Here is an 11,920-nt window from a genome sequence, read left to right on the forward strand (position 1 = left end):
GGCCGGCCATGGGGGTTAATCGCATCAATTTCCGCGATCCGGCGGTGCAACGCGGCGGCCTGGGCCGCTTTGCCCTGCACGTCGCGCTGAGCCTCCTGTTTGCCTGGTTCCTGGGCCTCATGGCCTTCATCGCCGCCATTCCGCTCGTGGTCCGTGACGCGACGACCCGGACCGATGCCATCGTCGTGCTGACCGGCGGCCGCGACCGGCTGGCGGAGGCCTTCCGCCTGCTCGATGCGGGGCTGGCGCCGCGCCTGCTGATTACCGGCGTAGCGCCTGGCGTGACACTTGCCCAGGTGATCGAGGGCCTCGGTGAAAATCGCGATGCGGCACCCAGTGCCGCTCTGCAGGAATGCTGTATCACTCTTGGCTACGAGGCCGGCAATACGGTCGGCAATGCTGCCGAAGGGGCGGCCTGGGTCAGGGCCAATGACGTGCGCTCGGTGCGCCTGGTGACGGCGAATTACCACATCCAGCGCAGCCGGCTCGAGTTCCGCCGCACACTGCCCGACATCGATCTGGTTCTGCATCCGGTCTATCCGCCGGAAGTGCAGGACAATTGGTGGTTCGTGAAGCCGCAGATTCTCGCCCTGCTGATCGGCGAGTATCACAAATTCGTCGGTGCCTGGCTGCGGGCGAGCAGCGAGGGCATTGCCGGCTGGACCATGCATCACGGCGGGGAGGTCGGCGGTCTCTTTACCGGTTGGTCGTTGCCGGATTGGGTCGCTGACTGGAGCGGCTGGTTCGGGACGCAAGACGAATGATTGCCCTGCGCGCGCTGATCTTCAACATCCTCTATCTCGCCTGGACGGCGGCGATGCATATCGTCTGCCTGCCGCTGCTGCTGGCGCCGGCGCATGTCGTGCACGCCGCCGGCAAGGTGTGGATCGCGGGTTCCCTCCGGCTGCTCAAGTTCTGCGTCGGCCTCGGCGTGCGGGAAAATGGGGCAAAACACCTGCCGAAGCAGCCGGTGCTGTTCGCGGTAAAGCATCAATCGGCCTGGGAGACGCTCTATCTCTCCTGGCGCCTCAACCACCCGGCCTTCATCCTCAAGAAGGAATTGCTGCTGATCCCGCTCTTCGGCTGGTTCCTGAAACGCGCCGGCATGATCGCCATCGATCGCAGCGGCAAGGCAGCCGCCCTGAAGAAAATGGTAGCCGACGCGCGGGCGGTATTCGCCGAGGGCCGCCCTGTCATCATCTTTCCCGAAGGAACGCGTGTGGCGCCGGGGGCAAGCCGGCCCTACCAGCCCGGCATCGCCGCCCTTTATGCGCAATTGGGCGTTCCCGTGGTGCCGGTGGCCCTGAATTCCGGCCTCTATTGGGGCCGCAAGGCAATCCTGAAGAAGCCGGGCACCATCACCATCGAATATCTGGAGCCGATCCCGCCCGGCCTTGACCGCAAGACCTTCATGCGCGAGCTGGAAACACGGATCGAGACGGCGTCGACGCGCCTCGCCCATCGTGGGCCGAAAGCCTAGCGGGTCGAATACCTAGCGGGCCGGAGGCCTAGAAGCCGGCCAATGCCCGTTCCAGCGCCCCGAAGGGCAGCAGCACGCAATCTCGCCTTGCCTTCGCCTTGTGCACCGGCGTGAATATGGCAAGGTCCGAAAGGTCAGCGGCAGGTTCGGCGCCTTCCTTCATCAGGGCGCCGATGGCGGCGATCATGCGCCGCGCCTCGGCCGGCGTGGCACCGGCCAGATGCCGGGCGATGGTCGCGGCCGCAGCCTCGCAGAGCAGGCAGCCCTTCACCTCGTGGCCGATCGCCGCGATATGGCCGCCGGCCATCCTGAGATCAAGCGTCACCCGGTCGCCGCAGAGCGGATTGTCGAGCCGCGCGCTGGCATCATGGGGCTCCAGCCTGCCCTTGCCGGTGCCGCTTCGGGCACGCGCCACCAGGGCCTCGTGATAAAGCGCTTCGCTCATGCCGCACCTTCGCCTCGGGCGGCCCTTGCCGCCAGCATCGCCTGATAGGCCTCCGGCGTGTCGACATCGACGAAAATCTGGCCGGGATCGGCCGGTACTTCGGCCACGACCTCGCCATTGGCGGCGATGATATGCCGCGCGCCGATATCGCCCTCAAGGGCCAGCATCTCGGCGAAGAAGCGGCGGTCGAACAGGGCCGGATTGCCGCGCTTGCCGTCGGCCACCGGCAGGACGATGGCGCGGCCCTCCAGCGGGCTGTAGGCCGCGACGATGGCACGGATGAGGCCGGCGGAGACCTGCGGCATGTCGCCGAGCAGGATGAGCACCGCGTCGGCATCAGCCGGCAGCGCCTTCAGTCCGGCCTTCAGCGACGCCGCCATGCCGGTGGCGTAATCCCGCGCTTCGACAATACGCACCCCGGCATCGGCTAGTGCCGCCTTCACCTTGCCCGCCTGGTGGCCGGTGACGACGACAATATCTGCGATGCCGGCCGCCGCGGCCTCGGCCACCACATGGGCGACAATCGGTCGGCCGTCGAGGTCGAGCAGCAGCTTGTTGCTGCCCATGCGGCTGGATCGGCCGGCTGCCAGGACCAGGGCGACGATCCTGGCCCGGCCCGATGGCGCGCGGCCCTCGCGCGGTTGCGGGCGGCTCGGGATCTCGGCCAGCAACCCGCCGATGCCCATCGCCCTTATGTCGCTACCCGTGACCGGCAATCCCGCCAGCAGGCGCTGCATCACCCAGTCGCAGCCATTCAGCTTGGGCGTGCGTACGCAGCCCGGCAGGCCGAGCACCGGCACCCTGCCGATCCGCGCCAGCAGCAGCAGGTTGCCGGGGTCGACCGGCATGCCGAAATGCTCGATCTCGCCGCCCAGTGCCGTGATGGCAGCCGGAATGACATCGCGCCGGTCGCTGATCGCGGATGCGCCGACCAGCAGGATCATCTCCGCATTGCCGGCCAATGCGTCCGCCATGGCCTGCTGTAATGGCGCCACCTGGTGCGGGCAGCGCTGGTGCGCCGCCGCTGCCTGGCCCATGGCGGCGAGGCGCTCGGTCATTACCAGCTCGGTCTTTGTCAGGATGCCGGGCTTCAGGCTGCCGAGCTCGGTCTGGATAAGGGCGATGCGCCTTTGCTGGTAGGGGTGCACGGCAAGCAGCGGCCGGCCGATGCCGGAGACGACGGCAACCGCGCGCGCCAGCACGTCCTGCGGCACGGCGTAGGGAATGATCTTGATCGTCGCCACCATCTGCCCGGCCTTGACCGCGGCGAAACGGGGCAGGGTGGCAATGGTGATCGACTCGTCGACCGCATTCAGGGCGTCAATCGTGCCGGCGTCGAGATCCAGCACGCCGTCGGCGGTCGCCCGCAGATTGACCCGGCCGGTAAAGGGCGGGTCGCTCGCCAGCGCATATTGGGCTGCTTGCAGCAATGCCGCGATCGTCTGCGCCGCCTCGTCCTCGCGCACATCGCCCGCCTCGAGCCGTGCTACGGTGAGCTGCGTGACACCGGCGGCCGCCAGGCGGCGGATGTCGGCGTCATCCAGCACCCGGCCCTTGCGCAGCATGTCGGCGCCGGCGCGCTGGTTATGGGCCAGGATGGCACCCCGGCATTCCGCGAGCGGCCGTTCCGCGAAGATCATGGCTGTTTCTGTTTCGGCGGCAGATCGACGCCGCGCCGCCGCGCGGTCAACTCGGCAAGGACCGACACGGCGATCTCGGCGGGCGTTTTTGCGCCGATGGCGATTCCCGCCGGACCATGGATACGCGCCAGGGCGGCATCGTCGAACCCCTCCCGGCGCAACCGTCCGAGGCGGGCGGCATGGGTTTTTCGGCTGCCCAGCGCGCCGATATAGAAGGCATCCGACCGCAAGGCGGCAATGAGGGCGGGATCGTCCAGCTTGGGGTCGTGAGTGAGGGTGACGATGGCGGTACGGAAATCCGGCTTCAGCACGAGCAGCGCCTCGTCCGGCCAGTCGGTGCGAAGATGGACGTCGGGAAAGCGCTGGTCGGTGGCGAAGGCGCGGCGGGGATCGATCACGGTGACGTCATAACCGGCGAGGGCCGCCATCGGCGCCAGGCCCTGCGTGATGTGGACGGCGCCGACGATGAGGAGGCGCGGCGGCGGGTTGCGTACCAGCACGAAACATTTGCGCCCCTCGATCTCCATCTCGCCGCTGCGGTCGGCCTCGATCGCGGTGCGTATATCGGCCGGCGCATCGGCGCGGGTGAACAGCTGCTGCGCGCCGTCGGCCAGTTCGGTCACCAGCGCAACGCCCTGGCGATCGGCCAGCAGCGCCTGGATATGGTCGATGGTATCGAGTTTCATTCCACGCGCTCGACATAGACCTGCAGTTTGCCGCCGCAGGCGAGGCCCACTTCCCAGGCCTGTTCGTTGGTGATGCCGAAATCGAGCAGGCGCGGCCGGCCGTCGGCCATCACCTCCATCGCCTCGCGGATGACCGCCCCCTCGACGCAGCCGCCCGAGACCGAGCCCAGCATGTGTCCCTCGCCGTCGACGATCAGCTGGCTGCCGGCCTGGCGTGGCGACGAGCCCCAGGTGGCGATAACGGTGGCGATGGCGACATCCTGACCGTCCCGTTTCCAGGCGGCGGCGGTGGCGAGGAGATCGTCCTCGGCAGCTTCCTTCATGCGGCCCTCTTTTCCAGGCGGTGGCGACCGGTTGCCGACAGGGCCTCGGTCAGCGCCTGCATGCTGTCGAGATTATGGATCGCGCGGAAATCGTCAACGTGGCGAATCATCACCCGGGGGCCCTGGCTGATCGGCTGGTAGGCCTCGAAGCGCAGCAGCGGGTTGAGCCAGATCAGGCGCCGGCAGGATTTGTGCAGCCGCTCCATCTCTGCCTCCAGGATGTCGATGGAATCGCGGTCGAGCCCGTCGGTGATGAGAAGGACGACGGCACCCTGGCCGAGCACGCGCCGGCCCCAGCGCCGGTTGAACTCGGCCAGGCTCGGCCCGATCCGGGTGCCACCCGACCAGTCCTCGACGTGGCGCGCGACGCGGTCGAGCGAAACGTCGACATCTCGCTGCCTGAGGTCGCGGGTGATGTTGGTGAGGCGCGTCCCGAACAGGAAGGTGTGGACCCGGTCGCGGTCGCTGGTGACGGCGTGCAGGAAATGCAGGAAGAGGCGCGAATAGCGGCTCATCGAGCCCGAAATGTCGCACAGTACCACCAGCGGCGGATGGCGGCGCCGGCGCGCCTTGAACTTGAGCGGTATGGTGCCAGGGTTGCGCAGACTGGCGCGGAGCGTCGCCCGCAAATCCACCCGGCTGCCGCTGGCGGACGGGCGGTGGCGCCTGGTCGCCACCTCCATCATGTCGAGGCGGAAGCGGCGGATCAGCTGTTTGGCCTCGGCGATCTCGGCAGCACTCATGCGCTCGAAATCCTTGCCCTGCAGCAATTCGCGGTTGGACGTGGTCAGGCTGGCGTCAATGGTCACTTCGTCGGCATCGGGTGTCTCCGGCGCTTGGCGCGGTGTATCGCCCGCCAGCGCATCGGCGACGCGCGGTGCCAGGGCCACGTCGTCCGCCTTTACCTCCTCCTTGAACTGCGGCAGCAGCAGGCCCATGACGCGGTTGAGCAGCTTCGGGTTGCGCCAGAAGACGTGAAAGGCCTGGTCGAAGAGTTCGCGCTGCTCGCGGCGGGTGACGAAGACGGCGTGCAGCGTCCAGTAGAAATCCTCGCGTCCGCTGATCCCGGCGGCCTTCACCGCCGCGACCGCTTCCAGCACCTGGCCCGGGCCCAGCGGCAATCCGGCGCGTCGCAGCACACGGGCGAAGAGCAGGATATTTTCGTGCAGGCGGCTGTCCCGGCTCCCCATATCGTCGGGCCCCGCCATCGCGCCAATCCCCGCCATGGCGTCAGGCCTGCAGCACGGCTTGCAGCTTGGCGGCGTTCATCTCCTGCCGGATCTCTTCCAGGATCTGCGCCGCCTCGGTGCCGCGGATCTTGGCGATGTCGTCCTGGTATTTGAGGAGGGCACCGAGGGAATTGTCGACCATCTCGGGACTGAGGCTGGTCTGGTCGAGCTGGATCAGGGCGTCCGCCCAGTCGATCGTCTCGGCGACACCGGGCAGCTTGAAGAGGTCGCGCTTGCGCAGGCGCTGCACGAAGGCCACCACCTCCTGCGCCAGGTCGAGTGCCGCCGCCGGAACCTTCTTGTGCAGGATCTCCAGTTCGCGAGCGGCACTCGGATAATCGACCCAGTAGTAGTAGCAGCGCCGCTTGATGGCGTCGTGAATCTCGCGCGTGCGGTTGGAGGTAATGATGACGATGGGCGGTTCCGCGGCCTTCACCACGCCAAGTTCCGGGATCGTCGCCTGGAAATCCGACAGCACCTCGAGCAGGAAGGCCTCGAACGGCTCGTCGGTGCGGTCGAGCTCGTCGATCAGCAGCACTGGCGCGCCGCGTGGATTGGGTTCCAGCGCCTGCAGCAGCGGCCGCTTGATCAGGAAGCGTTCGCTGAAGATGTCGGCGGCCAGTTTCTCGCGGTCGGCACCCCGCGTCTCCGACTCGGCAAGGCGGATTTCCAGCATCTGCCGGGGATAGTTCCACTCATAGAGTGCTGCGGCAACGTCCAGGCCCTCATAGCATTGCAGGCGCAACAGGTCGCGGCCCAGCGTCGCGCTCAGCACCTTGGCGATCTCGGTCTTGCCGACGCCCGCTTCGCCTTCCAGAAACAGCGGCCGCTTCAGCTTCAGGGCCAGGAAAACCGCTGTTGCCAGGGCCCGGTCGGCGACATAGCGACCCTCGGCCAGCAGGGCCTGCGTCGCGTCGATCGACGTCGGCAGTTCCCGGTGCGTATTGCCGCTCACTTCTGCTTCCAGGCGCCGCTCGCGTCCATGTAGTACATGCCTGGGCGCAGCTTCTCGTTGATGATCTTTTCGGCGGTCAGGGCACCGATCTGCTCGATCGGCACGCCCTTCTCGGTGGCGATCTTCTGATAGGCCTCGCGGCGCTGGCGGTTGATGCTGTCGACCAGGGATTTGACGCTGGCTGGTGCGGAGGCATCGACGACCGCCACATAACCGTCCGGCCGTTCGCCGATCTGGCCGGCAGCGCGGGCGTCGTCGAGTGCGTCGGCGAAGGCTGCCGGGACTGCGGCGGCGAGGCCGCCGAAGACCAGCATGAGAGCAATCAAAGCGGAGAAAAGGCTGCGCATGGATGGTTCTTTCGCGTTCAGAACAGGGCCGGATTGGATTGCACCAGGTTCTCGACGTCCTTGTCGACCTTGACGCGGACCTCCTGCTCGATCTTGACGTTGAGGTTGATCACGATCGGCTTGTCCGGCGCCTCCACCTTGACCGTCGGGTTGCAGGCGGCGACGAGGCCGGCCAGGGCGGCGGTGGCGGCGATCGAGGCGCCGTGGCGGGTGCTGGCACCGCCTTTTCTCTGTGCTGGTTGGGGCACGTTGCTGCCTTTCATGCTGATATCCCGGCGCGCGGCCGCCGCGGGCGGTCAGGGCGACAGATTCTCCAATTGCTCCCGGATCATATCCGGCACCTGATAGCCGGCCAAGCCCTGGCGTAGCGCCTCGTCCAGGCGACCCTGGACGGTCAGGTTGAATTCCACCGGATAGCCGTCATAGAAGCTGGGATTGCTGCCGGATATATGCAATCCCAGATCGACGTCACCGGTCAATTCCCGGCTGAGACGCAGGATCAATTCTTTGTAATGGAAGTCGGAGAGGGCGAGCAGGGCCATGGCGACGGATTCCCCGGCCGATTGCAGCGCCAGGGGAGCCTGGGCGCGGTCATAGCGCAGCACGCCCGGTGCATCGGCCTTCAGCTCCGCCGCCGGTATGGCGATTCCGCCGGGAAAGAGCGATACCGGCACCGCGCCGGAAAGAGTGCCTTCGCCGGAAAGGCCGGCGATGCCGAGATTGGCGAAAAGCTCGTTCACGGAAATTTGCGTGACGGTCAGTTTCAGATTGTGCACCGGCGAATCGAAATTGATCGTGACCGGATCCATGCGCACTTCGCCGCCGCTCATCGTCAGGCGCGATTCCGCAAGGTCGAGGCGCTTGCCGTCACTGACCTTGAAGCGGAACAGGGCGCCGGTGAGCGGCAGGCCGATATCGGCGCGTTCGACCGCAACCGCCTGGTCGGGCCGGGTCGAGAGCGGCCAGGGGCGGTCGATCGCAATCACGCTGTTGACGTTGACGAGTTGTACCGGACCGACCTTGCCGGAGAATTTCTCGATGCCGAGCCTGAGATCGGAGGTGAGCCTTGTGCCGTCGAAGCGGACCGGCCCGCTGGCCTCGATGCGGCCCGAGATATCGGTGAGGTAGCTGCGCAGCGGTGGGAACAGGTTGTAGGGCTGCAGGCCGCCGATGGCGAAATCGATCGGCGCCAGAGCGAGCGTCACCTCGCCCCGCAAGCGGGCGAGATCGGCGCGACCCTTGAGGGCGAGGTCGATCGGCTGATCGACCCCGCGGAAGCGCAGATCGAAGCGCGCGTCACTGCCGGCAAGGTTCGCCTTCGCCTCGGCGCGGACCGGCACGAAGGCGCCGAGGCCGGTGACCGCGTCGCTGGTCAGCGACAATGTGTTCCGGCCGTCACTATGGCTGGCGGCGATGGCAATTCCCCCCAGCGCGATGCCACGCGTCGGCAGGACCGCCTGGGCACCCTGGGTCTTGAAATCGACGCGCAGGCCGGCCGCGCCCTCGGCCGGGGCAGAATCGTGGGTGAGCGTGAGGTCGGATCGCGGCATGGCGAGGATCAGTCGTTCGGCCGAGATGCCCGGTTCGACCGTCAGGCTCGTCTTGGCGAGCGGGGCCGTGACGGTCGACACAAGGTGGCCGGTTTTGTCGCGGCGCAGATGGAGCAACGGGACGTCGGCCGGCATCACCTGCAAGGTGGTGGCCTGGGGCAGGGTCGACTGGCCGCTACTCGTCAGCTTCCGCAGCGAGACGGTCGCCGGCTCGGCGAGGCGCAGCGTCAGCTCGGCGCCGCTTTCCGCTGTGGTGGCGCCAACCAGATCCACCATCAGTGCAATGGCTGGCTCGGTCAGGGTGATGTCGCCGGCGCCGAGCGGCGCCAGGGGCAGGGTGCCGCCCTGACCCTGGAGAGAGAGCCGGCCGGCGAGCTGCGGCTGGGTCGTCACCTCGCGCAGTTGCAAATCACCGGTGAATACGGTGCGCCAATCCGCGGCGGCGCCGCCGGCAAGGTCGCCGGCCAGGTCCCGGATGGCGAGGCTGTCCGCCTCAAGCCGCGTTCGCGCGGCAATGCTGCCGCTGAGCGGCGCCGGCAGCGCGGCAATCCGAAAATCCGTTGCGGTGGCGCGCCAATCCGCCTCGATTCCGCCGGCATGCTGCCAGTTCTGGTCGGCGCGGATCTGCGCGTCGAGCGCGAGCACGCCTTGTTGCGGCGGATTCAGGCCGACCAGGGGCCAGAGGGCGGAACCAGCCGTCAGCCGCATCCGCAATGTACCGCTGGGTGGCGCGCCGTCCTCGCGCAGGGAAAGCGCGAGGACGCCCTCGATCTCTGCGGCATCATGGGATTCCTGCAGCGACAGGCTGGCGACAACGGCCTGGTTGTCGAGGGTCGCCTCTCCGCTGCCGGTAATCGCGCCGATCGGCGAACGCAGATCGAGCGCCAAGGACTTGATGACGATGCGGGGTAGATCGGGGGGAAACCCGCTGCCGCTGCCCTCGCCCGCGGATGCCATCAACTGATCGATGGCGGGATCGAGATCGCCCAGGCTGAATCTCTCGCCCACCGCCGCGGCGATGGTGACCCGGTCGATCTCGATCGCGTTGAGCCGCATCTGCCAGGGATCGTAGGCGAGGCGGACACCATCCAGCACAACCGCCCGGTCGCCGCCGAGATCGAGCCGCGCGACATAGGTTTCGCGCCAGTCGAGGCCGTCCAGACGGAACGCCACCGGCGCGCCCAGCACGTCGGCGGCCAGGCCCGGGCCATAGCGGTTGACGAGGTCGAGGCGAAAGTGAAGCGCGACCGCAACGGCAAGGAACAGGAAGGCAAGGGCGCCAACCAGTCGCCGCAACGCGCCGCCGCGCCTGCGCGCAGCCGGTTGTTGCAGGGGTGTGGCGTCATTCGATGCCATCTGTGGCGGTTTCCTGACAATTCTGCTGACCGACAATGTAGCGGGCGCCATCCCGCATTTCCATCGGCGGTCTTCGCCGCTGCTATGTCGCACGTCACAAATGCCGTATTGCGCCGCTTCTGTGTGTGGCAGAGGATGTCAATCGCGGGTCCTGCCATGGGGTGGCGTCTGGCCGGCCGCATAGGTGGCAGACGGACAGTTGCACGGAAGCATGGATCAGGATCGGACAGGCGAACCGCCCGGGGCCAGCCGCGCACTGCAGACGGCGATGGCGAGCCTTGTGTCGCGCGCGGAGGTGCGGCCTGTCAACAAGGTCGTCGCCGGCCTCATCCTGCTGATGGCTGTCCTTGCCTGGTACCAGCAGGATGCGCCAATCTCGGGCGCATCCGGGGGCGGGCCGCACCTCGTCGCGACCGATTGCTGGTTCGAGCCGCCCGAGGGTTTTGTCGTCACCTGCCATCGCCTGCCTGTACCGGAAACGCGGCCGCTTTCTCTGCGCATCGCCGGCGCTCCGGCACCGCGCGACTTGCTGTTGCCGGTTGTCAGGGTACATGCCAGCACAGTCGCAGAAGGCGAGCCGAAGCCGGACCCGATCGTCTACCTGGCTGGCGGGCCGGGCGACGGCGCCTGGATCGACCCCGAGCGGATCGGCTGGTGGTGGATGCAGATCGCGGCAAATCCCTGGATGTCGCGCCGCGACCTCATCCTGTTCGACCAGCGGGGATCCGGCCTGGTACAGCCGCGCATGGATTGCCCCGACGCGACCGAATCGGCCTTGGCCCAGCTATCCATCGCCGACAGCGGCGAGGCGCAGCGCGCACAGCTCGACGAGGTCCGGCGCTGCAGCGACTTCGTGCTGGCCAGCGGTCACAACGCTGCTGCCTATACCAGTGTCGACAGTGCTGCCGACCTCCATGACCTGTTCGTGGCGCTCGACGTGCCGCGCTGGAATGTCTACGGCCTTTCCTACGGGACGCGCCTGGCGCTGGAATACATGCGGGCGTATCCGGACGACATCCGCAGCGTCATCCTGGATTCGGTGCTGCCGCCGCAGGCCCAGTTCTACGAGGATGATGCTGCCCATACCGACCGCGCGATCCGCTATCTGGTCGAGCAATGCGCCGCGAGCGCTGATTGCAGCCGGTCCTATCCCGAGCTCGGCCCGCGCCTGGAGAAGCTGGTCGAGCGACTGAACGGCGACCCGATCCTGGTGGCGCGGCCGCATCCCGGCGGCAAGGGCGATGTGATGGTGCGGATGGATGGCGAACGCTTCATCTTCCACCTGCATTCGATGCTCTACAGTCGCGACGATATCGAGTATCTGCCGCGCCTGATCGACGCCTATGAGCGCCGGCACTGGGTCGAGGTGAACGAGGATCTCGACTTCTATGTCCGCAGCGCCGGCGATCGCGCCGATTTCGGCGACGCCATGTTCGCATCCGTGAACTGTTTCGAAGAGGTGCCGTTCAATGACCTGGTGGCGGCTGATGCGGCCTATGCGCGGTATCGGCTTCTGCGCGGGCTGGAACGCGAGCGGGCATGGCAATCCTATGGCGAGAGCTGCGGCATCTGGCGTCGGGCTTTCGGTGTCGAGGAAGTGCGGCCAAGCGATTCAGCGGCGGTGGTGAGCGATCTGCCCAGCCTGATCCTGACCGGTACCTACGACCCGGTGACGCCGCCGGGCTATGGACGCCTTGCCGCCGCGACCCTGTCCAACAGCCATCTATTCGAGTTCGCCCATTACGGCCATGACGTGCTTGGCCATGATTCCTGCGCCAACGAAATCGCGGAAGCCTTCCTCGAGGCGCCGACGGCTGTCCCCGACAGCGCCTGCCTCGCCGATGGGCAGGCGCCGCGCTTTACCGGTCCGGCGCGATAGCGCGCGCCGCTGCCGCTCGGCGGTTGAACG

12 protein-coding genes are annotated in these 11,920 nt (G+C 67.3%); 3 read left to right on the plus strand and 9 right to left on the minus strand.

The annotated features are described in order from the left end of the window. The first annotated feature begins 8 nt into the window (after positions 1–8). Positions 9–764 (plus strand): YdcF family protein, encoded by a 756-nt coding sequence (locus A8950_RS02270; RefSeq protein ID WP_133611997.1) that lies wholly within the window; start codon positions 9–11, stop codon positions 762–764. Next, positions 761–1,480: a lysophospholipid acyltransferase family protein gene (locus A8950_RS02275; protein WP_133611998.1), complete on the plus strand. Its 720-nt coding sequence runs from the start codon at positions 761–763 to the stop codon at positions 1,478–1,480. Before A8950_RS02270 ends, A8950_RS02275 begins: the two co-directional genes overlap by 4 nt. A gap of 28 nt (positions 1,481–1,508) precedes the next feature. Here the strand turns inward: A8950_RS02275 and A8950_RS02280 are convergent, their stop codons facing one another. From A8950_RS02280 to A8950_RS02320, 9 genes are read right to left on the minus strand one after another with little or no spacing between them, the layout of a single operon-like run. Then, positions 1,509–1,925 (minus strand): iron-sulfur cluster assembly scaffold protein, encoded by a 417-nt coding sequence (locus tag A8950_RS02280; RefSeq protein WP_133611999.1) that lies wholly within the window; start codon positions 1,923–1,925, stop codon positions 1,509–1,511. After that, on the minus strand, positions 1,922–3,565 hold the full coding sequence (locus tag A8950_RS02285) for an NTP transferase domain-containing protein (protein WP_133612000.1): 1,644 nt from the start codon (positions 3,563–3,565) through the stop codon (positions 1,922–1,924). Before A8950_RS02285 ends, A8950_RS02280 begins: the two co-directional genes overlap by 4 nt. Further along, complete coding sequence (locus A8950_RS02290) at positions 3,562–4,251, minus strand: XdhC family protein (protein ID WP_133612001.1); 690 nt, start codon at positions 4,249–4,251, stop codon at positions 3,562–3,564. The genes A8950_RS02285 and A8950_RS02290 overlap by 4 nt, the downstream gene beginning before the upstream one ends. Continuing rightward, the gene (locus tag A8950_RS02295) at positions 4,248–4,574 is read right to left on the minus strand and encodes an XdhC family protein (RefSeq protein ID WP_133612002.1); all 327 of its coding nucleotides are present in this window, start codon (positions 4,572–4,574) and stop codon (positions 4,248–4,250) included. The genes A8950_RS02290 and A8950_RS02295 overlap by 4 nt, the downstream gene beginning before the upstream one ends. Further along, positions 4,571–5,782 (minus strand): vWA domain-containing protein, encoded by a 1,212-nt coding sequence (locus A8950_RS02300; protein WP_133612654.1) that lies wholly within the window; start codon positions 5,780–5,782, stop codon positions 4,571–4,573. The genes A8950_RS02295 and A8950_RS02300 overlap by 4 nt, the downstream gene beginning before the upstream one ends. A gap of 22 nt (positions 5,783–5,804) precedes the next feature. After that, complete coding sequence (locus A8950_RS02305; protein ID WP_133612003.1) at positions 5,805–6,758, minus strand: AAA family ATPase; 954 nt, start codon at positions 6,756–6,758, stop codon at positions 5,805–5,807. Then, positions 6,755–7,105, minus strand: coding sequence for a YdbL family protein (locus tag A8950_RS02310; protein WP_133612004.1), 351 nt, complete (start codon positions 7,103–7,105; stop codon positions 6,755–6,757). Before A8950_RS02310 ends, A8950_RS02305 begins: the two co-directional genes overlap by 4 nt. Positions 7,106–7,122: 17 nt before the next feature. Next, complete coding sequence (locus A8950_RS02315; protein WP_133612005.1) at positions 7,123–7,368, minus strand: YnbE family lipoprotein; 246 nt, start codon at positions 7,366–7,368, stop codon at positions 7,123–7,125. 33 nt (positions 7,369–7,401) lie between these two features. After that, a complete protein-coding gene (locus tag A8950_RS02320; RefSeq protein WP_166644957.1) occupies positions 7,402–10,011 on the minus strand; it encodes an intermembrane phospholipid transport protein YdbH family protein in 2,610 nt (869 codons plus the stop codon). Between the two features lie 268 nt (positions 10,012–10,279). Here A8950_RS02320 and A8950_RS02325 point away from each other — a divergent pair, with 268 nt between their 5' ends. Continuing rightward, positions 10,280–11,890, plus strand: coding sequence for an alpha/beta hydrolase (locus A8950_RS02325; protein WP_166644958.1), 1,611 nt, complete (start codon positions 10,280–10,282; stop codon positions 11,888–11,890). Positions 11,891–11,920 lie beyond the last annotated feature (30 nt).

It is taken from the genome of Dongia mobilis, from assembly GCF_004363235.1.
Taxonomy (GTDB): domain Bacteria; phylum Pseudomonadota; class Alphaproteobacteria; order Dongiales; family Dongiaceae; genus Dongia; species Dongia mobilis.

What these genes read in the sequence shown, in the direction of transcription:
- A8950_RS02270 (WP_133611997.1), top strand. Translation starts at nt 9, where the DNA reads ATGGGGGTTAATCGCATCAATTTCCGCGATCCGGCGGTGCAACGCGGC.
- A8950_RS02275 (WP_133611998.1), top strand. Translation starts at nt 761, where the DNA reads ATGATTGCCCTGCGCGCGCTGATCTTCAACATCCTCTATCTCGCCTGG.
- A8950_RS02280 (WP_133611999.1), bottom strand. Translation starts at nt 1,925, where the DNA reads ATGAGCGAAGCGCTTTATCACGAGGCCCTGGTGGCGCGTGCCCGAAGC.
- A8950_RS02285 (WP_133612000.1), bottom strand. Translation starts at nt 3,565, where the DNA reads ATGATCTTCGCGGAACGGCCGCTCGCGGAATGCCGGGGTGCCATCCTG.
- A8950_RS02290 (WP_133612001.1), bottom strand. Translation starts at nt 4,251, where the DNA reads ATGAAACTCGATACCATCGACCATATCCAGGCGCTGCTGGCCGATCGC.
- A8950_RS02295 (WP_133612002.1), bottom strand. Translation starts at nt 4,574, where the DNA reads ATGAAGGAAGCTGCCGAGGACGATCTCCTCGCCACCGCCGCCGCCTGG.
- A8950_RS02300 (WP_133612654.1), bottom strand. Translation starts at nt 5,782, where the DNA reads ATGGCGGGGCCCGACGATATGGGGAGCCGGGACAGCCGCCTGCACGAA.
- A8950_RS02310 (WP_133612004.1), bottom strand. Translation starts at nt 7,105, where the DNA reads ATGCGCAGCCTTTTCTCCGCTTTGATTGCTCTCATGCTGGTCTTCGGC.
- A8950_RS02315 (WP_133612005.1), bottom strand. Translation starts at nt 7,368, where the DNA reads ATGAAAGGCAGCAACGTGCCCCAACCAGCACAGAGAAAAGGCGGTGCC.
- A8950_RS02320 (WP_166644957.1), bottom strand. Translation starts at nt 10,011, where the DNA reads ATGGCATCGAATGACGCCACACCCCTGCAACAACCGGCTGCGCGCAGG.
- A8950_RS02325 (WP_166644958.1), top strand. Translation starts at nt 10,280, where the DNA reads ATGGCGAGCCTTGTGTCGCGCGCGGAGGTGCGGCCTGTCAACAAGGTC.